Genomic DNA, 22,134 nt, shown 5'->3' on the forward strand with positions numbered 1-22,134 from the left:
TGGCCAGGAGATTCGCCGCCAGGGCAACGGCGACTACGCCCTCGACGGCGAGGTCCTCCACGTGGTCATGATCGATGCGATGGGCCACGGACCGGACGCGGCCACGATGGCCACCGTGGTCATCGGCGCCTACCGCCACGCCCGCCGCCTCGGCATCGGACTGTCGGAGATCTACGACGTCATGGACCGCGCCGTGGCGGAGCAGTTCGGTCCCGAGCAGTTCGTCACCGCGCAGATGATGCAGCTGGACACGACGACGGGACGGGTGCAGTGTGCCGGACACCCGCCGCCGATACTCGTCCGCGACCACCGCGTCGCGCAGCGCCTGGTCGCTCCGACGACCCTCCCGGTCGGCCTGGGCGGTTCGGAGCCACGGATCAGCGAACCGGGGCTGGAGCGCGGGGACCGCGTCCTCTACTTCACCGATGGAGTGGTCGAGGAGCACAAGTCCGGCGGGGAGGACCGACTGATCGACTGTGTGAACCATCCGGAGAGGACCGGCCGAAGGGTCCGGGCGGTGACGCGCTCCCTGTCCCACACGCTCAAGCGGGCGCGGGGCGGACACACCACGGATGACGCGACGCTGCTCATGGTGGAGTGGCGCGGCTGACCTCACCGGCCTCGGTCGAGGTGCGGAGCATCAGTCCGACGGCTCCTGCCCGCTCCCGGTATCGATGAGGATCTGTTCCGCCTGGCTGATGTTGTCCGCCCTCACGGCCTGGGCCATCGCAGCGCGGGCGGCCTCGGGTGTCGCGTTCGGCGGGATCACCAGCAGCGAGAAGAGGTCCTGGTCGCCCCGGGTGATCAGGACCGTGTCGTCACCCACGGGGAAGGAGTCGATGTGCACCACCCGGTCGTCGACGACAATCCGCGTCGGGAGCCCTCCCCAGGCCGCGGTGTCCAGCCCGACGCGGGTGACGGGGCCGAGGTGCCTGGTGAGGGCGCTCAGCAGCTCGGGCAGCTCGGCACCGATGTCGCGCGACCGCGGCCACCACGCACCGTCCAGGACACCTTCCCGCGACTCCACAGTCTCCAGCCGCAGGAGCGCGCACCCGGGCCGTACGGCCTGGTGAACACCGCTCGGCAGATGCCGGGAATCAGGGGCTGAATCGGAGCCGGTCATGAGGACCACCCGTCTTCGGGAGCGGGTGCGAACACGCGACTCGCCTCGCCCTCCCACGCTACTCCCCGGGCCCCCGGGCCCCCGGGATCTCCTGGGAACTCGACCCCGGTGCCTGCTTCGACGGCAGGGAGCACGGTCGCGGCATACGCTTCAGAAAAGGGCGCAGGCGGAAGGGCGGCGGGCAGCCGGATGCCGGATGTTCCGAGCGGTGGCCGCATATGTCGTCATCGCCATCGCCCGCAGGAGGTACGCATGGATGCCGAACCGTTGCCCTCCGGGGGCAACGCCTGGGTCCGCCTCGTCGCGGCGACTCCGGAGGCCGCTCGTGGCGTCGTCGAGGTGGGCGTCGCGCCTCACCTCCCGCATAGTGCTGGCCGGCATCCAGCGAATCAGCCAGGCCGCACAACGCAGACGAGGTGTGAGTGAGAGGACTTCGGCGGCTTACGAAGCCTCCGCCCACCATCAGCGCCTGCACCGTCGGCCACGAGCCCGAGAGCGACAGCCATGACGACATTGCGTGAACGCAAGACCTACCGCAAAGCAATTCTCCGATCCCTGTATGGGGCTGTCGAACGCAATCGTCCTGATGTCAGCGGAGAGACACTCCGTGACGAGGTCCGTCTTCCCGACGCGGACCTCTCCGCAGCCTGCGCCTACCTGGCCGACGCGGGCCTGATCACCGTCGAGTGGACATCGCACAAGACGCCCGCCACCGCGTCGCTGACCCATGAGGGCATCCGCTTGATGGAGGAGGAAGAAGACGAGTCGGCTCCACCCGCTCAGGGTGACTGACACCGGCTCTTCGCGGAGGATGTGGCCTTCCTCGCGGACGGGAGTTTCGGCACGTTCGCCGTCGTGCCCCTCGCTGGCGACGGTGGCAGCGGCACAGGTCCCGGCGAGGGAGGTCACAGGGCTGGGGGCGGAAGTGCACGGCGTCACACCCGACGGCAAGTACCCCGTCCGCGGGGGTCGGAACGCCGTGTCATCACCGGCGTTCTTCGGCGAGCCACTCGGCGAGAGCGGTGAGGGTGGTCTCGACGCTGACCGTCATGTGACGACGGAGCGCATCCAGGTCGGCGCGGGTGGTGCCCAGCACCCGATCGAGGCGGAGCAGTCGCCAGGACTGCTGGACGACGGTTCCTCGGCCCTGCGGGGTGAGAGTCCATTCCCAGTGCACGATGCCGTTCTCCGCACCGCCGACGACGAAGCCGAAAGCTGTTCCGGGGTCGGCTCGCACGATCTGGGAGCGGCTGGTCCATACCCGGGCGTCCCTGCGGTTGCGGCCGCTGAACCATGCGCCGGTCCAGGGGCCCGAGTCCGGGTCGAAAGCGACGTCGTCGGCGTCGGGGCTCCAGCGGCTGATCGCGGACACATCGCTGACGAATTCGTAGACGCGGGCGGGCGCGGCGTCGACCCAAGCGCGCCGGGTGAAGGCGAAGTCGGCCGCGTCCAGGGCCTCGACGGGGTCGTTTCCGGTGGTGGTCGTGGTCATGGCGGTCTCCTGGTGAGGGCGGGGTGCCGGATCCGGTGCCTCCCACTTCATCGGGGGCACGGGCCGCGAAACCAGACCTGCCGTTGCCTATCCACAGCCGGGTCAGGCTCGGTCTCGCGAGGCGGCCCATACTCGGAGCCATGGACGGAAAGACACAGCTCGGAGGCTTCCTGCAGACGCGGCGCTCCCAGCTGCGCCCGGAGGACATCGGGGTGCCCACCTACGGGGAACGCCGGCGGGTGCCGGGGCTTCGACGCGAGGAGCTGGCGCTGCTGTCGGGGGTGAGCACCTCCTACTACACGCGGCTGGAGCAGGGACAGTCGCTCCGCGCCTCGCCCGAGGTCCTGGACGCGATCGCCGGGGCTCTTCGGCTGGACGAGTCCGAGCGGCGGTACCTGCACGACCTCGCCCGAGTCGACAGGCAACGCACCCGGGGCCGACGGCCGGCGCCGGAACGGGTACCGGAGGCGACATGTCAGTTCCTCGGCGTGCTGGGCGACGTTCCCGCGATCGTGGTCGGCCGGCGTAGCGACGTGCTGACGTGGAATCGTCTGGGCCATGCGCTGTTCGCCGGGCATCTGGACTTCGATGCCCCTGGACGGCCGACGCAGCGTCCCAACATGGCCCGGCTGGTCTTCCTCGACGGCCATGTCCGTGACCTGTACGTGGACTGGCCGAGCAAGGCCAGGGCCGTGGTCGGCAATCTGCGCCTGGTGGCGGCCCAGTACCCGGAGGACGCGGCACTGCACGCGCTCCTGGGCGAACTGTCCGCGAAAAGTGCCGAGTTCGCCTTGATGTGGGCCGACCACCGAGTCAAAGCCTGCGCCGTCGCCGACTACGAGATGCACCATCCGCTGGTCGGGCCGCTGACCGTCATCCAGCAGACCATGAGCAGCGGACAGGGCCCCGCCGTCGTGGTCGCCACCACCGAGGCGGGCTCGTCTTCCCGGGCCGCTCTCGCCCTGCTCGCCCAGGCCACCGGCGAGGCCACCGTGCGGACCGGCCTGTCCTCCGACGCGGTGCAGTAACGGCCCAGCAGCGACAGGAGCTGACACCCGCGCCATCACCGGGCGTCGCGTCGACAAGCCGACGCCCGTCCGGTCCCGGGCCTTGACCCGCCTCACCTCAAGGCTCCCGCGGGACACCACCCCGCAGGCACAACCCACCTGCCCCAGCTCATGCGTCGGCGTGTCGCTGCCGCATGCCCGAAAGCAACCCGAAAACGAGAAAGAAGCCATGTCCAAGAAGCTCTCCATATCCGCTGCGGCGGTCGGCGCTCTGGTCGCCGCCACTGCGCCAGTGCTCAGCCCCGCTCCCGCCTCCGCCGCCTCCGCGCCGCTGAGCGATGCGCGGATCGCCGCGCACTTCGACCTGGCCCAGGGCCAGACACCGGAGAACGTCGCCCTGGCACCGGGCGGCCGCGCGTACGTCACCTTCGCCAAGGCCCGCCAGATCGCCGAGGTCTCCCCCCAGGGCACCGTCCGGATCCTGGCCACCCTGCCCGAGCCCGCCGACGGCGGCGTCCACACCCCTGCTCTGGGCTTCCCGCTGACCGTCGGCATCACCCGAGCCCATGATGGAACCCTGTACTTCCTGTACGCCACCGGCACCGCCGACCTCACCGGCGTGTGGCGGATGCGCCCCGGCGGCCGACCGGAGCGGATCGCCGCGCTGCCGGCAAACGGCCTGCCCAACGGACTGGCACTGGACGCGCGCACCGACACCCTCTACGTCGCCGACTCCGTGCTCGGCACCATCTGGAAGGTACCCACCACCGGCGGCACCGCGACCGCCTGGTCCACCGCCCCCGAACTCGCCTCCAACGGCTTCCTCGGCGCCAACGGACTGAAGGTCCACAACGGCGCGGTCTGGGCCACCAATCTCGACCAGGGCACCGTCCTGCGCATCCCCGTCCTGAGGGACGGACGTGCCGGCCAGGCCCAGACCCGGGCCGACGGTATGCCGGGAATCGACGACTTCGCCTTCACCGGCCGCGGCGACCAGCTCCTCGCAGCCCTGGACGGGGCGAACGAGGTCGCAATCGTCCAGGGCGACGGCAGCCACTCCACTGTGCTGAGCTCGGCGGACGGTCTGCAGAACCCCACGTCCATCGCCCTGCGCGGCGACACCGTATTCGTGCTGAGCGCCGCCTGGAACACCGCCAAGGACCCCAACCTGGTGCTCGCCCGCCTGGCCAGGTAGGGCAGCAGTACCAGTCCTGGTCAGCGTTCGGCTCCTCGGGGGTGCGGACGGCCTGCGCAGGGCTGCGGGGGGGGGCACCGCAGTACAGCCCCTTGCGGGATGGGACCCACGAGCGCGGCGTACCGGCCCAGCCGGCCTCGTTCTGCCTGGGGGTCGCCAGCGTTGACCCTTGGTGAAGCGGCCGGTGTGGTGGGTGCCGGCGACCGCGCCGGAGCGCGAGCGGCACGGTGAGCCGGGTTCGGCCCGGCAGCGCGGGCAGGGGGCGCTCGACGTCGCCCGCGGTGGTCGGGGGAGCTTCTTGAGGGGCTGTCACGCCCCCGGGGCCGTCACAAACGATTCTCAGAAGTACCCCGAGCCCACCTTTGAGCGATAACGAGTTCTGCGAACCGAACCAGCGGGACGGGCAAGCCCGCAGTGGCCGCCCCGCTTCTCCCGGGACGGTGAAGCGGGAGCCAGATACTAAGGCAGATTGATAAGGTAGCCTTAGTATATGAACGACGACCTGGACCCCGACGAAGTCGCCTCGGTCCTGCTGGCCGGTCTCAGCGCGCTGATACGACGGGTGCGCCAAGTACCCGTCGACGGCGGACTCACCATGCCCGAGCGGACCGCGCTGTCGCACCTGGATCGCTCAGGCCCCACCACCTCCTCGGCGCTCGCCCGCCAGGTGCAGATCACGGCGCAAGCCATGGGGGCGACGCTCAGCGCGCTACGGGCCCGTGGCCTGGTCGAACGCCGCCCGGATCCGAACGACGGCAGGCGCATGGTGCTGTCCGTGACCGACGCCGGTCGAGATGCGCTGCAGGACAAGCGCAACGCACGGGCCGAACTCATCGCCCGGTCCCTGACCAGCGGTGCGTTCACCCCTGCTGAGCTGGAACAACTCGCATCGGCCGCGTCACTCCTTGAGCGGCTGGCCCAGCACATCTGACCCCGACGGAACCAGGGAAGCACACCGATGACGGCTCCTCCCAGGACGCACGCCCCGCGCCGCCCGGCCGGTGACCGACGACGGGACAGAAACAACACACGGGGAGAAAGACCATTTTCGCCCCTGACCCCGGCAACTAGCCGATATCCACAGGAGAGACACCCATGGCGCTGACAACAATCGATCCCACGCCCGCGCTCATCGTGATCGACCTGCAAAAGGGCATAGTCGCGGCCCACACCGACAGCCAGACAGCTGTCGCCGTCAAGCAGGCGACGCACCTGACGACCGAGTTCCGTCGGCACGGCCTGGCCGTGGTCCTGGTCAACGTCACCGGACGCGCGCCGGGACGCACCGAAGGCCAGCGGCGGTCCGGCAGCAGCGCCGCGCTGCCATCCGGCTGGGCCGACCTCATCGACGAGCTCGACGTCCGGCCGACCGATCACCTGATCACCAAACGGCGGCGCAGCGCATTCCAGGACACCGGGCTCGACACCCTCCTGCGGGACTTGGGCGTCACCCAGATCGTGCTTGCCGGAATCGCGACCAGCTCAGGCGTGGAGTCGACCGCGCGCTCGGCCTCCGACTACGGCTACCACGTCGTCCTGGCCACCGACGCCATGAGCGACCCCGATGCCGACGCCCACCGCCACAGCACCGGACGCGTCTTCCCGAAACTCGGCGAGACCGCCACCGTCACTGAAATCATCGACATGATCGAGGCGACGCGATGACTCTGCTGGGCCGCATCCTGAACAACCGCAGAGCAGGCGAGACCCACGCGGCGTGGAATCTGCCCAATCTGCAAAGTGCCGAGTCGCTGACCCTCACCAGTCGGCACTTCGGCGACGGAGACCCCTTTCCGCTGGAGCACTGCCTCAAGAACATCGGTGGCGACAACCTGTCCCCCCACCTGGCCTGGACCCCGCCGCCGCCTGGCACCGCTCAACTCCTCCTGGTCATGGAGGACATCGACGTCCCCATGGCCAAGCCCGCTGTGCACTGCGTCGCCCTGATCGACCCGGCAGCCCGGCACCTGGAGCCCGGTGCCCTCGACGCACGGCAGCCGGCCGCCGGAGTGCAGTTGTTGCGCTCCAGCATCGGTCGCGGATACCACGGCCCCGGACCCATCAAAGGCCACGGGCCGCACCACTACGTCTTCCAGCTGTTCGCCCTCGCCACCCGCATGGAAGGCACCCCCGACACAGCGCAACCGAACCGGGCACGGCCCCGCGCCCTCCTGCCCGCCATCACCGCACCCGTCCTCGCCCGCTCCCGACTGACCGGCACCTTCGAGCGCTGACCCCTGCCCCGGGCCCGCACCCATGCAGCGTGCCCGGGGCTAGAGATCCAGGCATCCACGTGATCTCGGATCATGCCTCGCGGCTGCCCTCATCGTCCTCGTCCAGGACGTCATGCTCCCGTTCCTCGGGTGGCAAGGCCCGCAGGTGGTCGACGGCGGCGTCGAGGTAGCGGGGTGTCCAGAGCAGGGTGGAGTCGAGGACCAGGCCGAGCGCCCCGAGTCGGTCCTCCTGCCCCGTCCTGTGTACGACCTGTGCCAGGTGGTACCCAGCGAGGGGCCCAGGATCAGGACAGGAGCGTCTTCCGGGCCGTCAAAGCGGTAGTGCGGGGTGTTCGATGGTGTCTCGCTCACCCGCCCGCCTCTCTCATCTCTGCCGAGATCACACATGGCCGGTTCCGGCCCGGGGCCTGTTGTCCCACCCGGGCCGCGGAGCCGCGGAGCGGATGCGGCGGGTCGCCGCGAGCCCGGGTGAGCAGGGGGTCGGGGGTGGAACGGCGGATCGGCGGTGCGGAAGCGGGTCACGCCGGAGGCGGCGCACGGCCTGCGGAGGGGTCCGGTTCCGGCCGGTGGTCGTTCCGGGTCCGGTCCGGTGGACGCGGCGGCCGTGAACGTGGCTCCACGGTTGTGAGGATGCGGTGGTCGCCGCACACCCGTGGGCCAGGTCCGCGCCCCGCCCCTGCCGCGCCGGGCCGCCCCCGGCCGGCGGTCATTCCCGGTGGTCGCCCCGGTGGACCGCCCCGCCCCGGCCGGTCACGAGGTGGCCGGGCCCACGCTCGACCCCGTGCCGTTCCAGCCCATCGGGTCGTCGGCGCGGTCGTGGTGCCGCACCGTGCCGGACGACGGGTGGTGCACCACTGCGCCGACGGGGAGACCACCGATGACGGCGGCCAGGACGAACGACAGCGCCAGGGCGGCGACCAGGAGAGACTGCAGCGGGACGCCGGATTCGTATCGCTTCACTATGTGTATCCGTTCTGGTGTGTTCTGGGCCGCGCGCCACCGTGCACGCAGCGATTGGCCATGCTGGCAGACCGTGATCAACAGGTGATCAATGTGCAGGTGGGGAAGTGAATGAGGGGTTGCCGTGCCCGGACGCGCGACGATCGCCGTCGTGTGGGGAGCACCGTCCGGGCGCGCCGTGGACGACCTCACGGGGCGGCGCTCCGGTCCGCCGTCAGGCCGCCCACGATCTCCGCGTCGTCGGCGAGGATCGCCTGGTGCAGCGCGTGCAGCTGCCGTCCGGGGAAGATTCCGAGGTCGTCGGCGAGCAGCTGGTACGCCTCGCGATAGGCGGCCAGCGCGGCGTGGCGCTGGCCGGACCGCCACAGGGCCAGCATGAGATCCGCGCGCAGCCGTTCCTGGTGCGGGTGGTCGGCGACCGTGGCGAGGAGTTCCGGGATGATCTCGAAGTGCTGGCCGTCCGCGAGCTGGGCCTGGAAGTACTTCATCAGCAGTCCGAGCCGGAACTGTTCCAGCCTGGCGGCCTCGGCCTGCATGACCAGCGTGTGGGTGAGGCCGCTCAGAGGCTTGCCCCGCCACAGCCGGACCGCCTCCCGCAGCAGCCTGCCGGCCTCCTTGGGCGCACCGTTGCGCAGGCTCTCCTGACCGCGCTGCCACAGACGCCGGCACCGCTCCAGGTCGACCTGGTCCGGTTCGGCGGTGAGCTGGTAGCCGTCGCTGGTCGTGATCAGACGGACGCCGGTCACGTAGGCGAACTGCCGGCGCAGGCGGCTCACGTACAGCTGGATGTTCTTCTTGGCGCTCGACGGCGGCGCCTCGCCCCAGACGGCCTCGATGATGTCGTCGACCGAGACGTGCCGGTTGGCGTGGAGACAGAGGTAGGCGAAGAGGATCTGCGGCTTCGCCCCTCCCGGGGACACGGTGACGCCGGACACGAGGATCTCCAGCGGCCCCAGGACGTTCAGCTGGGCGGGACCGGTCTCGGGGCCCGCGTCCTGGGCGGCGTCCGGGCGGGACGTTCCGCCGCCCTGCCACGCTCTGCGCATGAGCTCCACTCCTACCCCCTTACGAGAGACAAGGACGGTCCGGGGAAATGGCGACGCCTCCTGGTGACGGGCCGCGTGTCAGACGAGGGGCAGAACATAAACTCATCCGGATTCCTATTTGATGAACTCATCGGCGACCCGGGGCGGCCACGAATTTGTTTGCAGAATTCCCGTCGAATAGGCCAGCGCGATCAGCGCCACCCGATTCGGCATGCCGAACTGCCGGAGCATGCGCGAGATGTGGTAGTCGACGGTCTTGGGGCTGATGAACAGACGCGACGCCAGGAATTCCGATGTCAGTCCCGCCGCGGTTCCTTCGAGGATCTTCGCCGCCATCTCGCCGATGACCAGACGCTCGCTGACGGTCTTCGGCCCGGCGGGGTCCGTGGGGTGGAAGAGCTGGATGGCCACGGCCCGGTTCGGTGAACTCCCCCACAGGGCCGTCGCCGTGAGCACGGCACTGAGCGGTGTGGCGGACCGCCGGCGCAACGCTATGCGGTGACTGAACTGGTCCCGGTCCCCGAGGAGCAGCTGGTTCAGGTCGCGGTCGAGGGCCTCGCGGAGGTCTGATTCTATGAGCGAGCGGAACGGCTTTCCGTACAGTTCCTCACCCGATCCGCCGAACTGCCGGAAGAATTCCGGACTTCCGTACTGCATCTGATGCCTGCGGTCGAGAAAAACCAAGACCTCTCTGTCCGTTGTCAGCGCAGAATGACCCATTCGTGCTCCTGTGGCTTTCGACTGCACCCTGCCGGCCGGCTCGACGCCGGCACGCAGGGCAGACCTGTCGTAGGCGCCGCTGGGCGCGGGGCGCTGGACGCGCCCCACCTGTCCGGTCAGGGCCATCGTGGCTCACGGCGATCAGCGCACGATCAATGCGGAATCGATGAGCGGAAGGGATCGGGTACGGCCCGCGCGCTCGGGAGGCGCCGGATCACCGCGGGTCGGCGTAGTGCGCGGCCAGATCGGCGACCGAGACCGGTGTGCCGGGATCGGGCAGGGCGGCGAGCCTGGTCCTTCTGGCGTGGTCCACCAGGTCCTGGGGGGTCAGACCGGCCAGGGCCTTGCCCACGTGGTCGAGCATGGCGGTGGCGGCGGCGAGGACCGCGTCGTCGTCGAGCGGGCGCGCTTCGACGGTCATCCCACCGGCCGTGATCTTCTGGAGGCTGCGGAACAGATCGCCCTTGTGGACCTCACGGATCGTCAGCGACAGGTGCACGGACAGGCCGCCGCTGCCGACGGCCTCGTGGGCGAAGGCACGCGGGATGTACAGGACGTCCCCGGCGTGCACGGTGGCGCGCAGCACCTCCGCCGGCCTCTCCCCCGTCACGCTCCCCTCGCGCCACTCACCGTTCGCCGGTCCCTCGTAGACGCGCCAGTCCTTGCTGCCGGCCAGTTGGAGGACGAGCACGTCGGCGTCGTCGCGGTGCAGCGGGGCACCCTGGGCACCGGGCGGGGTCACGAAGCAGAACGCCTCCACCGGCCGCTGGAGTTCGGCGGACAGGCGTGCCAGGAGATCGCGGGTGGGGCCGTGCCACTGGTCGACGCGGTGCATGAGCAGCGTCGCGCCCCGCTCGATCAGCTCCCGTATCTTCCGCTGGTCGGCGAAGCCCGGGTGGGAGACGCCGCGGACCGAACGCGCCGACAGGTAGGCGCCGGCGGGCAGCGGGCCGTCTTCGCCGGTCATCTCCACGTAGGGCTCGTGCAGGAAACCGCTGGCGAGGGCGTCGTCCACGTCGGCCGGCGTGAAGGGACTGACGAGGGGGCCGGCGGGGGTGAAGACGCCGGGGCGGCGGCGCCAGTGGTCGGCGGCGAAGGCGGCCGGGTCGCCGACCCACCGGGACAGCGTCGTGGCGTGCGCAAGGGTCATGTCGTGCGTTCCTCTCTGTGCCCTGACGACGTGCGCCGGAGCGTGTGGGGGCGGAGAACGGGCAGGTCGCCCCGCTCGAAGCGCTCTTTCGTCTCGGAGATCCGCACCTTGCCGCTGGTCGTCACGGGAAGGCCGCCGGCGGGCAGCAGGACGACCTCGGAGACGTACAGGTCGAGGACCTCGGCGAGCCGGCGCCGCACCTCGGCGGCCAGGTGCGCCGGGGAGGGGGCGCCGGAGCCGCCGGTCACCTCCGACACCAGGCACAGGAGGTCGCCCGCCGTCCCATCCCCGACGGCGAAGGCGGCGCACCGGCCCGGTCTGAGGCCCGGTACGGCGGCACAGGCCGCGGCGATGTCCGCCGGGTGGAAGGTGCGGGCGCGGTGCACGAGCACGTCGTCCGTCCGGCCGAGGACGAACAGGTGGCCGCCGTCGAGGAACCCGAGGTCCCCGGTGGGATGCCAGCGGGAGCGCCGGGCCGGCCGGCGCCAGTAGCCGCGGAAGAGCTGCGGGCCCCGGATGTGGATCTCTCCCACGCGGTGCCCGTCCTGACGGCCGTCGCCGATGCGTACCCGGGTCCCCGGCAGCGGGACGCCCGAGGAGAGCAGGGTGGTGGACGGGGTGCCGCGCGCGGCGCGGACCGCGCGCCCCGCACGCAGGGCCTCGGTGCCGACGGCGAGGCGCAGCGGCGGGAGTTCGGGGGTGCTGGCGGTGACCGTGAGGGTCGCCTCCGCCATGCCGTACGAGGGACACAGGGCCTCGGCGCGGAACCCCGCCGCCGCGAACCGGGCGGTGAACCGCTCGGCGGTGGCGGCACGGACCACCTCGCCCGCGCTGCGCGCGACCCGCCATGCGCGCAGGTCCAGGCCGGCGGCCTCGTCGTCGGTGGTCCGGCGCGCGCACAGGTCGTACGCGAAGTCGGGCGCGCTGGAGAGCGTGCCGCGGCAGGCGGTGAGGGCGAGGAGCCATTCGGCCGGTCGGCGGGCGAAGCGCTCGGTCGGCAGGAGCACGGACTCGTATCCGCTGAACAGCGGCCTGAGGACGCCGGTGATCAGGCCCATGTCGTGGCTGAGCGGCACCCAGGTCACGGCGACGTCGGCCGGACTCTCGCGGTAGCGGACGGCCGCCTGGCGGCAACTCGCGCGCAGGGCGCGGTGTTCGACGACGACGCCCTTCGGGGAGCCGGTCGATCCGGAGGTGTACTGGAGGAAGGCGGGTGTCCGCGGGCTCACCCGTAGGTCGGGCGCGCCGTGTTCCGGCTCGGCGGCGGCGAGCGCGGGCAGTTCCTCCCAGGTGCGGATCCGCGGGGCGGGGTCCCGCAGCGCGGTGCGCACGGTGTCCCGCCACGCCTCGGTGGTGATCACGAGGGCCGGGCGGCAGTCCCGGACGACGGCCCGCAGTCTCTGCCCGAACGCCTCGGCGCGCATCGTGCGCGGGCCCGGGGCGGGGACCGCGACGAGGCCGGTGCCGATCACGGCCAGCAGGACGGCGGCGAACGTCTCGTCGTTCGGCAGCACCAGGACCACCCGGTGTCCCGGCCCGGTGTCCGGGCCCCGCAGCGCGCGGGCGACGGCGTCCACCAGCCGGGCCAGTTCCCGAAAGGTCGTACGGCGCCGGATCTCTCCGTCGTCCCAGCAGGTCAGGGCGGTGGCGTCGGGCCGGTGCCGGGCGTGGTGGCGAAGCCACCCGGCGGCCGTGACGCGGTCGTCGGCCGGTCCTCGGCTACCGGGGGCCATGGGGAGCGCTCCGGGCCAGGACGCCGAGGTCGGCGCGCCTCAGCTTGCCGCTGGGCGTACGGGGCAGGGAGCCCGCGACCGCGAGCACGACGCGCGGGCGGGGCAGGTCCAGTTCGTCCGCGGTGGCCTCGATGGCGGGCACCGGGTCCTGGAAGCCGCCGCCCTGACCGTGTTCCACGAAGCACACCGGCCGGTCGTCGGCGCCGTCGAGAGCGGCGGCGTCGGTGACGCCGGGCAGCAGCCGGATGTCGTGCTCCAGCCGCGCCATCCGGATCTCCCGCGGGCTCTCGGCCCGGCCGAGGACGAACAGGTACCCGTCGGCGTCGAGATGGCCCACGTCCCCGGTCCTGAGCACGCCGGTGTCGGACGGGTCCCGGTCGGCGGCCCGCGGCCGGATGTCGATGTCCCCGGTCTCGCCCGCGGGCACCGGCCGGCCCTCCCGCGTGATCTCGACGCGGATCCCGGGCAGGGGCCGTCCGACGGATCCGGGCCTGGCCAGCCACTCCGCCGTGGTGATCTCGGTGATGACGCCGTGGGACGTGCCGTAGTACTCGTGCAGGACCGGCCCGAACAGGTCGACGGCCGCGCGCTTGACGCCGGGCGGGCAGGCGGCGCCGCCGTGGAAGACGACCTGGAAGGGCCGGCGCGGTGCCGCGCCTGCCTCGACGACGTCGGTCAGGCGGTCGGGGCTGAGCATGGCGCTGTCCGCGCGGTGCCGGTCCGCCAGTTCCGCGAAGGCGTCGCAGGACCAGGTCCGCTGCACGACGACCGTGCTGCCCGCCTGCAGCGCGTACAGGGCGGGGCCGAGCGTGCCCAGGTGATAGGTCGGGTTGGCCATCAGGTGCGGCCCGCGGCCGGCACCGGCGCCGTAGCGTTCGACGACCGCGACCCCGCGGTAGAGCCGGCGCGGCCGGGTCCGCGCCACGGCCTGCGGCAGTCCGGTGGTGCCGGAGGTGGCGAACACGAGGCGCCCCGCGGCCGGCGGCGCGGCGGGCGCGGCGGGGCCGTCCGTCCGGGCCGTCAGCTGCGTGTCGGTCACGACCGGGCAGGGCAGGTCGGGGCCGTCGGCCCGGGGCCGCGCGCTGATGTGCGCGGCGGTGGAGACCGAGGCGAGCAGGGAGGGCCCCATGGGGATGCCGAGCAGGTCGCGGTCGATGGGGAAGAGACCGAAGCCGTGTCGCAGCGCGGCCAGGGCCAGGGCGAAGAAGTCCGGTCCGGTGGGGATGTCGGTCGACACGACGGCGCCGTCCGGGATCCCGTGCGCGCGCAGCCCGCGGGCCAGGGCGTCCGCGCGGCCGGTGAGTTCGCCGTACGTGCTCCGCTCGCCGTCGGCGATCACGGCCACGCGGTCCGGGTGGGTCCGCGCGGTGGCCCAGGGGTCCCAGAGATAGGGCTTCATGATTCCTCAGTGCTTGGCTGTCGGCGAGGCGGGAGAGGGCTGCGCGAGCGCGTCGGCGAGCGCGGCGAGGTCGGGAAGGCTGACGACCAGTTCGACGTCGACCTCGACGCCCAGGCTCTCCTCCAGGCGCAGGCTCAGTTCGACGGCGGTGATGGAGTCGCCGCCGAGGGCGAAGAAGTCGTCCTCGGGCGCGACCGGCCTGCCGAACACCTCGCTCGCGGCGGTCAGTACCTCGTCGATCGGCGTGTCGGACATGGTGCCTTCTCTGCTGGGGGGTGGGTCGTCGTCGGGTACGGCGGGGAGGCGTGCGGCGCGCACGGCTCCCGTCCGGTCATCCGGCGGGCACGGTGGCCGCCAGACCGGCGAGCATGTCGTCCAGGACCGCCCGTGCCAGCCGGCGGTCGGCCCGGTGCCCGTCGTAGTGCAGGTCGACGCAGAGGCGGTCGCGGAACTCGGTGCACCGCAGGTGGAGGGCGAAGGTGTCGTGGAAGGTGATCCGGTGCAGCGGGTAGGCGTCGGCCGTGATCCGCAGGCCGTCGATGTCGTCCCCGACCGTGAAGTCCCCGTCGAACCGGCGCAGGTTGACGTAGATGTCGCGGCTGACGGGTGCGCCGCCGGTCTCCTCCGCCTCCCGGTTCAGCGCGGTGAGGTCGGCCGCGTCGAGCCTCTGGTGGCGCAGCCCGTTGAGCAGTTGGTCGCGCACCTGGGTCCGTGCGGAGAAGGCGTCGGCGCCGATGTCGCGCAGGGTCAGCGGGCAGGAGCCGGCGAACATGCCCACCACGTCCGTGTCCCGGGACGCCCGCGAGTCCATCGAGGTCCACAGGCCCACGTCGGAGTTGCCGGTGCGGGCGGCCAGCGCGGTGACGAACAGCCCGACCGCCGACTGCAGGACGGTGAAGCGGAACTCGGCGCACAGGCCGCGCAGTGCCGTGACGGTCGCGGCCGGCAACTCCGCGCTCACCATGCCCGCCTGCGCGGGGCCGGCGCCGGCACCGGCTGGACCGGTCCGGGGCCAGGGGACACGGGTCATGAAGGCCAGGCGTTCCCGCCAGTTCGCGCGCGCCTGCTCGCGCAGCCGTTCGCTCGTCCGCTCCCGCTGCCGGATCGCCGCGTCGGCGAACGAGGGCGCGGTGTCCGGCGGGGTGCCGCCCTCGCGCAGGGTCCGGTAGTCGCGCCAGACCTCGTGCCCGAAGAGGTGGTGGGCCCGGCCGTCGAAGACGAGGTTCTGGAAGGTCGCCAGCAGCGCGTGGTGCTGGTCGTCGTAGCGCAGCAGCCTGATGACGTACGGCCGTTGGGTGCCGTACGACCACGGGGTGACGCAGTCGCGGGAGAGCAGGACCGAGGCGTAGCGGGAGAACTGGGCGGGCGAGGCGGCCTTCACCTTCACCCGCCGGACGACCTCCTCCTCGGCCTCGACGGCCCGGGTCCACTGCAGCGGGTGCGGGCCGGGCTCCGGATCCATCTGGAGGTGCAGGGCGTCGTGCCGGACCACGAAGGCGCGGACGGCGGCGGCGAGGGCGTCCGTGTCGAGGTCGCCCAGGATCTCGAACGCGAGCTGCGTGTTCTTGTGGGACCAGCCGCTGGAGAGGGTCTTGGTGTGGAACCACTCCTGCTCGTAGGTCAGCGGGAACCGGGTGCGCACCCGCGGGTCCGTCAGGCCAGGCACAGGTACTCCGTTCCGCTCTCCTTGAGGACGGCGGGGGAACCCGCCTCGACGACGCGCCCGTCGCGCATGACGACGACCTGGTCCGCCTCGTCCATCACGGTCAGGCGGTGGGCGATGACGACGACGGTGATCCCCGCGTCGAGCAGCCCCCGCATGATGGACTCCTCCAGGGCCGGGTCGAGGGCGCTGGTCGCCTCGTCCAAAATGACCAGTTCGGGCTTCTTCGCCAGCGCGCGGGCCAGCACGATCCGCTGGCGCTGTCCTCCCGACAGGCCGTGGCCGCCGGGGGCGACGAGGGTGTTGTAGCCCATGGGCATGGCTTCGATCTCCTCGTGGATGTGCGCCAGCCCGACCGCCGAGATCAGATCCTCCCTGCTGATGTCGTCCCCGCCGAAGAGGATGTTGTCCCGGATGGTGCCGCCGAAGAGGTGCGCGTTCTGGTTGACGTAGCCGATGCGCCGCCGGTAGGTGGGCCGGTCGAGTTCGGCCAGGTCGGTGCCGTCGACGGTCAGGGTGCCGCCGGTGGGTGTGTACAGTCCGGCCAGCAGCATCCCGAGGGTGGACTTCCCGGAGCCCGAACGGCCGATGATGGCCATGAACTGCCCTGGTTCCAGTTCGAGACTGACGTCGTCGAGGGTGGGCCGCGGGGCTCCCGGATAGCGGAAACCGACCCCTTCGGCCTTGATCCGGCCGGGTCGGCCCACGCCGGTCTCGGCGAAGGCGCCCCGCGGTTCGGGGGCCGCTCGCAGGACGTCGTCGAGTCTGGCGAGGGTGGGCCGGACCGCGGCCAGCTGGGAGCCGGCGTCGAAGAGGCCCTCCAGCGGGATGAACAGGGCGATCGTCAGGGTCATGAAGCCCATGGCCTCGCCGAGCGAGTAGCGGTGGCTCAGGACCAGCCAGATCCCGGCGACCAGCACGATCAGCGGCGCGGCGAACTGCAGGGTGCGGCTGAGGGACGCGAACAGGGCGAGGTTGCGGCGGGCGGTCAGCCGCTTGTTGACCTCGTGGACCAGGGTGTGCGACCAGCGTTCCACCGCCCGGCCGTCCATGCCGGCGGCCTTGAGGGTGGTGATGCTCTCCAGCATCTCCACCAGTTCCTCCTGGGCCCTGGTCTGGCGTTCGAGGACTTCCTGGCTCAGTCCGGTCTGCCGGCGCCAGGTCAGCACGAGGATGCCGGTCTGCACGACAACCAACGCGGTGACGAGAAGCGACAGGAGCGGGTTCGCGACGGCGATGGCGATCAGATAGACGACGATGAGCAGGCTGTCGAAGACGGCCGAGACCGCGGTGAGGCTCAGGACCTGGACGAGCACGTTGCTGGTGCGGACCCGTAGGGCGAGATCGCCGGAGTTGCGCACGGTGAAGAAGTCGTAGGGCAGGTCCGCCATATGCCCGACGACGCCCAGGGTGAGCCGTTTCTCGATGACGGCCTGGCGCCTGGTGACCAGAAACGACCGCGCCACGGACAGGGAGAAAAAGAAGACGACGAGAGCCGCCAGGATGCCGCAGGCCGTCCACGCTCCGCCGGTCGACCGGTTGCCGAGGACGCGTTCGACGAGGAATCCGGCGGTGAGCGGCAGGGCGAGTTCGAAGGCCATGAGTCCGGCGGAGGAGGCGAGGATCAGCGCCAGTTCCCGGCCGCGTGGCAGAAACTGCCGCAGGCGGTGCCAGGGGCCGCGGAGTTCACTGCCGCGCCGGCGCCGGGCGGAGCCGGTTTCGAGCGGCTGCTCGAACTCCAGGGCCACGCCCGTGAAGGACTCGGCGACCGTCGCCATGGTGAGCCTGCGGCGCCCGTGGACGGGGTCGATGACATCCACGTGGTCTTTGCCGGCGCCCTCCAGGACCACGAAGTGGTTGAAGTTCCAGAACAGGATGGAACCGCGGGACAGCTTGGCCAGCGCGTCCGCCCGCGCACGCACACCGCGGCCCTTGACGCCGTGTTCGCGGGCGATCTCCAGGAGGGTGCGGGCCGAGGCGCCGTTGCGTCCGGAACCCGCACGCGCGCGGATCTCGTCGAGGGACACGTCCACGCCGTGGTGGCGCAGCACGGTCACGAGGGCGGCGGGACCGCAGTCGCTGACCTGGGTCTGGAAGCAGACCTGCAACCGCGCTCCGCGGGTGCGCCGCCGCCCGAACCGCTCGCGGACCGCGGCGATCCGCTCGGCCGCTCCCCTGGGCCGGGTCACGGCGGGAGCCTGCCCGAAGACCGGTCCGAGGCCATCGCTCCTGCGATGGTGTTCGAGCGCCTCGGCGTTGAAACGCGAATCGCCAGGCATGAGTCCCTTCCCGTTGTGAGTCGCCTGCCTGTCCGCCCGCGACGCGACGTCCGGACGTGAGCCGTCGGTCCGTCCGCCGAAGAAGCGCGAGACCCCTCCGGCGGACGGACCGCGGACCTCAGATCGTCAGATGACGCAGGTGAGGGAGACCCCGAACTGGCCGCCGACGATGTCGTCCAGCTCCTCTTCCGACAGGTCGGAAATGTCGATGTCGTCGAAGTTTTCCATGACTTCTCTCTTTCGAATGAGGCTTCTTCGCATCCGTGGATCGGATTCTGTAACCAGAGAACGGTGTCGAGCCACACCAAGAAATCACCGAAAAGCGGTGCCCGGACGAAATCCACTACAGGCACCGAACCACCTGACGAAAGGAAGCACAGGGGATGTAATGCATTTACTTCACGTCCGGATGACCGAACGACTGAACCATAGAGAGCGACATCCGATCGGTCAACCCTCGGTTTCCGCCCGCGCTATGCAAAGGGGGAATGGTTCCGCATAAACATCCACACTCATGGTGGCATGAAAATCGCGGGGCAGAACGGCGGCCCGGGAAAACTAGTGGATTCCCTAGATCTTCGAGTTCCGCGTCCTGTTCGGCCGCCGGGCACGCGCGCGTCGGGCTGCGGGAAGCGGCCGAGGACACCCGGGCCCGCGGTGACGGCCGCCGGCCGGTCCCGGCCGCTCCGGGGCTCGCCGGGCCCTCCGCGGGGCCCGTCGCAAATGGCCCGGACGCGGCCCCCGTTGGCTCCCCGGCCATGCCGAGCGGAAACACCCTGATTGGTAGACTCCCGCAGGCCATGGTCTCCTGAGCCTCAGCCGGGAGATGCCCTGAGCATGTGCCGTACCCGTGGAGGAATGATCTCGGTGTTGACGATGCAAGAAGCACTGCTGGTGCTGAACAAGTACTGGACCGAACACGGGTGTTTGGTCGTTCAGCCCATGAACACCGAGGTGGGTGCGGGCACGCTCAACCCCGCTACGTTCCTGCGGGTCCAGGGACCGGAGCCGTGGCGCGTCGCATACGTGGAACCGAGCGTCAGGCCCGACGACTCCCGTTACGGCGAGAACCCGAATCGGCTGCAGACCCACACGCAGTACCAGGTCATCCTCAAGCCCGAGCCCGGAAACGCGCAGGAGCTTTTCCTCGGGAGTCTGCAGGCACTGGGCATCGACACGGCGGCCCACGACATTCGCTTCGTCGAGGACAACTGGGCGTCCCCGGCGCTGGGCGCCTGGGGGCTCGGCTGGGAAGTATGGCTCGATGGTCTGGAGATCACCCAGTTCACCTACTTCCAGCAGGCCGGCGGCATCACCCTCGACCCGGTGTCCGTCGAGATCACCTACGGCATGGAGCGCATCCTGATGGCGCTTCAGGGCGTCAATCACTTCAAGGACCTCCAGTACGCGCCGGGTGTCACCTACGGCGAGGCCTTCGGCCAGGCCGAGTACGAGATGAGCCGCTACTACCTCGACGAGGCCGACCTGGAGACCCAGCGGAGCCTTTTCGAGGCCTACGCGGGTGAGGCGCGCCGCATGCTCGACGCGCGTCTTCCGGTCCCCGCGTACTCCTTCGTCCTCAAGTGCTCGCACGCGTTCAACGTGCTCGACGCGCGGGGCGCCATCTCCACCACCGAGCGGGCGCGTTCCTTCGCCCGGATGCGCGGACTGGCCCACGAGGTCGCCGAGCTGTGGGTCGCGCGCCGCGAGGAACTCGGCTTCCCCCTCGGCCGTGTGTCGGGCGCCGACTCCGCCCCGGCCGCAGCCCCCGCCGCGGTGGCGGAGGCCCCGGAGCGGACCGCGGACGCCGAGCCCGCCGAGCCCGCCGGGGCCGAACAGGACACGGACGCGGCGGCCGCACCGGCCGAACCGGGGCCGGCCACCCTCGTGGTGGAGATCGGCGTGGAGGAGATGCCGCCGGCCGAGGTCACCAGGACCGCGCAGGCGGTGCGTGCCGCGCTGACGGAGAAGCTGGGCGCCACCCGGCTCGGGCACGGCGAGATCAGGGTCGACGCCAGCCCGCGGCGCGTGGTGGCCACCGTCCTCGGCGTGGAGCCCCGCGAGAGCGACTACGAGCAGACCGTGCGCGGGCCTCGGGTCTCGGCGGCGTTCGACGCGGAGGGGAACCCCACCAAGGCGGCCGTCGGCTTCGCCAGGAGCAACGGCGCCGAGCCCGCGGACCTCGGCCGTGTCACCGTCGGCGCCAACGAGCACGTCGCGCTGACCCGGCAGGTCGTCGGACGCCCCGCCGAGGAGGTCCTGTCCGCCCTCCTCACGGAGGTCGTGACCGGTCTGCGCTCCGAGAAGAACATGCGGTGGAACGCCCCGCGGCTCTCCTTCACCCGTCCGATCCGCTGGATCATGGCCCTGCTGGGAGAGCGGGTCGTCCCTTTCACGGTGTCCAGCCTGACGTCGGGACGTACGACGCAGGTTCACCGTGACGCGGTGCCACCCACCGCGGAGGTGCCGACCGCCGACGGGTACCTGCCCTTTCTGAAGGAGCACGGAATCCTCGCGGACGCCGCCGAGCGGCGGGGCCTGGTGGTGGACGGCGCGGCACGGCTCGCGGAGGCCGTCGGCGGACACATCCAGACGGAGCAGTACGGCGCGCTGATCGACGAGATCACCAACCTGGTCGAGTCCCCCACCCCGATCCTCGGGAACTTCGACCCGAAGTACCTGACGCTGCCGTCGGACATCCTCGTCACCGTCATGCGCAAGCACCAGCGCTACCTTCCCGTGGTGGACGCCGGCGGCAGCATGCTGCCCCACTTCGTCGCGGTGGCGAACGGAACGTGCGACCACGACGTCGTCCGCCACGGCAACGAGGCGGTCCTGCGGGCCCGTTACGAGGACGCCTCCTTCTTCTGGAAGGCGGACCTGGAGACCCCGCTGAGCGAGATGCGGCAGAAGACGCACCTCCTCACGTTCGAGGAGCGTCTGGGCTCCATGGCGGACCGCGCCGACCGCATCTCGGCCATCGCCCTCCGGCTGGCCAAGATCGTCGGCCTGTCCGGCACGGACCACGACGTCCTGGAACGGGCCGCGGCCCTGACCAAGTTCGACCTCGGCTCCCAGATGGTCACCGAACTGTCCAGCCTCGCCGGCATCATGGCGCGCGAATACGCCGTGCGCGCGGGCGAGAGCGAGGCGGTGGCGCAGGCCCTCTACGAGAACGAGCTGCCCCGTTCCGCCGGCGACGCGCTGCCCCAGACGCTGCCGGGAGCCCTGCTGGCGCTGGCGGACCGGCTCGACCTGCTGGTCGGCCTCTTCGCGATCGGCGCCGAACCCACCGGCAGCTCGGACGCGTTCGGGCTGCGCCGCTCCGCGCTGGGCGTGGTCAACATCCTCCTCAGCAGGAGCGACCTGGCCGCGGTCCGGCTCGGCCAGGCGCTGGCCGTCGCGGCGGAGCACCAGGCCGTCCCGGTCGAGCGGCGGCATCTGGAGGACGCGGCCCAGTTCGTGCTGCGCCGCTTCGAGCAGCAGCTGATCGAGCTGGGGCACTCCACCACCGACGTCCGCGCGGTGCTGGTGCGCGGCGACTCGCCGCGGCTGGCCGCGCGGACCCTGGAGGAGCTGGAGGGCCTGCAGGGCGACGCCCGGTTCGCCACCGTTCTCGCGGCGTTCCAGCGGGTGCGGCGCATCGTGCCGGCCGGCCTGGAGGCCGTGTACGACCCGGCGCAGCTCCACGAGCCCGCCGAGCAGGCCCTGCACGCAGCCCTGGTCAAGTGCCGGCACGTCCTCGAAGGGGAGACCTCGCTCGTCCGCTTCGCCGCGGAGACGGGCGAACTGGTCGACGCGGTGAACGTCTTCTTCGACAACGTCCTGGTGATGTCCGAGGACCCGGCGGTCCGGGCCAACAGGCTGGGGCTGCTCGCCGGGGTCCGCGACCTCGCCGAGGGCATCGTCGACTGGGAGTCGCTGGTCTGAGAGGTCCGGTGGGCCACTGACGGTTCATGAGCGGGGTGCCCGTACGGGCACCCCGCTCCCGCGTCCGGGCACGGGTCCTCCGTGAGCGGCGTCCGGAACTCCTCGGCCGGTACGGCGAACACGCCGTGCCGGCCGTTCGCACGTCCTCCCCCGGAGCCGCCCCTTCCCGGCCCTCGGCCCCGGTGACGGCACGTTGTATACAC

The 22,134-nt window shown here is 71.3% G+C and carries 18 protein-coding genes and 1 pseudogene; 8 read left to right on the forward strand and 11 right to left on the reverse strand.

The features are described 5' to 3' along the window. Window positions 1–31 precede the first annotated feature (31 nt). A pseudogene (locus ACIRQ9_RS29250) lies at window positions 32–610 on the forward strand (PP2C family protein-serine/threonine phosphatase); the annotation flags it as partial. Window positions 611–640: 30 nt separating this feature from the next. Here ACIRQ9_RS29250 and ACIRQ9_RS29255 read toward each other — a convergent pair. After that, window positions 641–1,123 carry a DUF5994 family protein gene (locus ACIRQ9_RS29255; RefSeq protein ID WP_404179816.1) on the reverse strand — a complete coding sequence of 161 codons (483 nt, stop codon included), beginning with the start codon at window positions 1,121–1,123 and terminating at the stop codon, window positions 641–643. A 504-nt stretch (window positions 1,124–1,627) separates the two neighbouring features. On the opposite strand from ACIRQ9_RS29255, the gene ACIRQ9_RS29260 reads away from it, so the two are divergent. After that, window positions 1,628–1,915: a hypothetical protein gene (locus ACIRQ9_RS29260; RefSeq protein ID WP_404179819.1), complete on the forward strand. Its 288-nt coding sequence runs from the start codon at window positions 1,628–1,630 to the stop codon at window positions 1,913–1,915. 193 nt (window positions 1,916–2,108) lie between these two features. Here ACIRQ9_RS29260 and ACIRQ9_RS29265 read toward each other — a convergent pair whose 3' ends face one another. Beyond that, window positions 2,109–2,615: an SRPBCC family protein gene (locus ACIRQ9_RS29265; protein WP_404179822.1), complete on the reverse strand. Its 507-nt coding sequence runs from the start codon at window positions 2,613–2,615 to the stop codon at window positions 2,109–2,111. A 140-nt stretch (window positions 2,616–2,755) separates the two neighbouring features. Between ACIRQ9_RS29265 and ACIRQ9_RS29270 the strand changes: the two genes are divergently transcribed. The 5 genes from ACIRQ9_RS29270 (at window position 2,756) to ACIRQ9_RS29290 (ending at window position 7,051) form a co-directional block, all read left to right on the forward strand. Continuing rightward, window positions 2,756–3,643, forward strand: a complete 888-nt coding sequence (locus ACIRQ9_RS29270) for a helix-turn-helix domain-containing protein (protein WP_404179825.1) — start codon at window positions 2,756–2,758, stop codon at window positions 3,641–3,643. 208 nt (window positions 3,644–3,851) lie between these two features. Next, entirely contained in the window at window positions 3,852–4,817 is a 966-nt protein-coding gene (locus tag ACIRQ9_RS29275) for a hypothetical protein (RefSeq protein ID WP_404179828.1), read from the forward strand. Window positions 4,818–5,307: 490 nt separating this feature from the next. After that, on the forward strand, window positions 5,308–5,748 hold the full coding sequence (locus ACIRQ9_RS29280) for a MarR family winged helix-turn-helix transcriptional regulator (protein WP_404179831.1): 441 nt from the start codon (window positions 5,308–5,310) through the stop codon (window positions 5,746–5,748). A gap of 164 nt (window positions 5,749–5,912) precedes the next feature. Then, entirely contained in the window at window positions 5,913–6,482 is a 570-nt protein-coding gene (locus ACIRQ9_RS29285; RefSeq protein WP_404179834.1) for an isochorismatase family cysteine hydrolase, read from the forward strand. After that, window positions 6,479–7,051 carry a YbhB/YbcL family Raf kinase inhibitor-like protein gene (locus ACIRQ9_RS29290; protein WP_404179837.1) on the forward strand — a complete coding sequence of 191 codons (573 nt, stop codon included), beginning with the start codon at window positions 6,479–6,481 and terminating at the stop codon, window positions 7,049–7,051. Before ACIRQ9_RS29285 ends, ACIRQ9_RS29290 begins: the two co-directional genes overlap by 4 nt. A gap of 750 nt (window positions 7,052–7,801) precedes the next feature. On the opposite strand, the gene ACIRQ9_RS29295 is transcribed toward ACIRQ9_RS29290, so the two are convergent. The 9 genes from ACIRQ9_RS29295 to ACIRQ9_RS29335 all read right to left on the reverse strand — a co-directional run bounded on the left by ACIRQ9_RS29295 (window position 7,802) and on the right by ACIRQ9_RS29335 (window position 18,001). Next, window positions 7,802–8,011, reverse strand: a complete 210-nt coding sequence (locus ACIRQ9_RS29295; RefSeq protein WP_404179840.1) for a hypothetical protein — start codon at window positions 8,009–8,011, stop codon at window positions 7,802–7,804. Window positions 8,012–8,199: 188 nt separating this feature from the next. Beyond that, window positions 8,200–9,057: a BTAD domain-containing putative transcriptional regulator gene (locus ACIRQ9_RS29300; RefSeq protein ID WP_404179843.1), complete on the reverse strand. Its 858-nt coding sequence runs from the start codon at window positions 9,055–9,057 to the stop codon at window positions 8,200–8,202. Window positions 9,058–9,171: 114 nt separating this feature from the next. Continuing rightward, a complete protein-coding gene (locus tag ACIRQ9_RS29305; protein ID WP_404179845.1) occupies window positions 9,172–9,903 on the reverse strand; it encodes a LuxR C-terminal-related transcriptional regulator in 732 nt (243 codons plus the stop codon). A gap of 88 nt (window positions 9,904–9,991) precedes the next feature. Continuing rightward, complete coding sequence (locus ACIRQ9_RS29310; protein WP_404179848.1) at window positions 9,992–10,927, reverse strand: JmjC domain-containing protein; 936 nt, start codon at window positions 10,925–10,927, stop codon at window positions 9,992–9,994. Next, window positions 10,924–12,660 carry an AMP-binding protein gene (locus ACIRQ9_RS29315; RefSeq protein ID WP_404179851.1) on the reverse strand — a complete coding sequence of 579 codons (1,737 nt, stop codon included), beginning with the start codon at window positions 12,658–12,660 and terminating at the stop codon, window positions 10,924–10,926. The genes ACIRQ9_RS29310 and ACIRQ9_RS29315 overlap by 4 nt, the downstream gene beginning before the upstream one ends. Beyond that, entirely contained in the window at window positions 12,647–14,059 is a 1,413-nt protein-coding gene (locus ACIRQ9_RS29320; protein ID WP_404179854.1) for a class I adenylate-forming enzyme family protein, read from the reverse strand. The genes ACIRQ9_RS29315 and ACIRQ9_RS29320 overlap by 14 nt, the downstream gene beginning before the upstream one ends. Window positions 14,060–14,065: 6 nt before the next feature. Next, complete coding sequence (locus tag ACIRQ9_RS29325; RefSeq protein WP_404179857.1) at window positions 14,066–14,314, reverse strand: acyl carrier protein; 249 nt, start codon at window positions 14,312–14,314, stop codon at window positions 14,066–14,068. Window positions 14,315–14,390: 76 nt separating this feature from the next. Next, window positions 14,391–15,725, reverse strand: a complete 1,335-nt coding sequence (locus tag ACIRQ9_RS29330) for a condensation domain-containing protein (protein ID WP_404179860.1) — start codon at window positions 15,723–15,725, stop codon at window positions 14,391–14,393. Beyond that, window positions 15,713–18,001, reverse strand: a complete 2,289-nt coding sequence (locus ACIRQ9_RS29335; RefSeq protein WP_404179863.1) for a peptidase domain-containing ABC transporter — start codon at window positions 17,999–18,001, stop codon at window positions 15,713–15,715. The genes ACIRQ9_RS29330 and ACIRQ9_RS29335 overlap by 13 nt, the downstream gene beginning before the upstream one ends. 876 nt (window positions 18,002–18,877) lie before the next feature. Between ACIRQ9_RS29335 and ACIRQ9_RS29340 the strand changes: the two genes are divergently transcribed. Continuing rightward, window positions 18,878–21,931: a glycine--tRNA ligase gene (locus tag ACIRQ9_RS29340; protein WP_404180053.1), complete on the forward strand. Its 3,054-nt coding sequence runs from the start codon at window positions 18,878–18,880 to the stop codon at window positions 21,929–21,931. The last annotated feature ends 203 nt before the right edge of the window (window positions 21,932–22,134 follow it).

The organism is Streptomyces sp. NPDC101237, from assembly GCF_044767465.1.
GTDB lineage: Bacteria > Actinomycetota > Actinomycetes > Streptomycetales > Streptomycetaceae > Streptomyces > Streptomyces gramineus.

Bases quoted from the DNA above. Each gene is read 5' to 3' on its own strand.
- ACIRQ9_RS29255 (WP_404179816.1), bottom strand. From the start codon at position 1,123: ATGACCGGCTCCGATTCAGCCCCTGATTCCCGGCATCTGCCGAGCGGT.
- ACIRQ9_RS29260 (WP_404179819.1), top strand. From the start codon at position 1,628: ATGACGACATTGCGTGAACGCAAGACCTACCGCAAAGCAATTCTCCGA.
- ACIRQ9_RS29265 (WP_404179822.1), bottom strand. From the start codon at position 2,615: ATGACCACGACCACCACCGGAAACGACCCCGTCGAGGCCCTGGACGCG.
- ACIRQ9_RS29270 (WP_404179825.1), top strand. From the start codon at position 2,756: ATGGACGGAAAGACACAGCTCGGAGGCTTCCTGCAGACGCGGCGCTCC.
- ACIRQ9_RS29275 (WP_404179828.1), top strand. From the start codon at position 3,852: ATGTCCAAGAAGCTCTCCATATCCGCTGCGGCGGTCGGCGCTCTGGTC.
- ACIRQ9_RS29280 (WP_404179831.1), top strand. From the start codon at position 5,308: ATGAACGACGACCTGGACCCCGACGAAGTCGCCTCGGTCCTGCTGGCC.
- ACIRQ9_RS29285 (WP_404179834.1), top strand. From the start codon at position 5,913: ATGGCGCTGACAACAATCGATCCCACGCCCGCGCTCATCGTGATCGAC.
- ACIRQ9_RS29290 (WP_404179837.1), top strand. From the start codon at position 6,479: ATGACTCTGCTGGGCCGCATCCTGAACAACCGCAGAGCAGGCGAGACC.
- ACIRQ9_RS29300 (WP_404179843.1), bottom strand. From the start codon at position 9,057: ATGCGCAGAGCGTGGCAGGGCGGCGGAACGTCCCGCCCGGACGCCGCC.
- ACIRQ9_RS29305 (WP_404179845.1), bottom strand. From the start codon at position 9,903: ATGGCCCTGACCGGACAGGTGGGGCGCGTCCAGCGCCCCGCGCCCAGC.
- ACIRQ9_RS29310 (WP_404179848.1), bottom strand. From the start codon at position 10,927: ATGACCCTTGCGCACGCCACGACGCTGTCCCGGTGGGTCGGCGACCCG.
- ACIRQ9_RS29315 (WP_404179851.1), bottom strand. From the start codon at position 12,660: ATGGCCCCCGGTAGCCGAGGACCGGCCGACGACCGCGTCACGGCCGCC.
- ACIRQ9_RS29320 (WP_404179854.1), bottom strand. From the start codon at position 14,059: ATGAAGCCCTATCTCTGGGACCCCTGGGCCACCGCGCGGACCCACCCG.
- ACIRQ9_RS29325 (WP_404179857.1), bottom strand. From the start codon at position 14,314: ATGTCCGACACGCCGATCGACGAGGTACTGACCGCCGCGAGCGAGGTG.
- ACIRQ9_RS29335 (WP_404179863.1), bottom strand. From the start codon at position 18,001: ATGCCTGGCGATTCGCGTTTCAACGCCGAGGCGCTCGAACACCATCGC.
- ACIRQ9_RS29340 (WP_404180053.1), top strand. From the start codon at position 18,878: ATGCAAGAAGCACTGCTGGTGCTGAACAAGTACTGGACCGAACACGGG.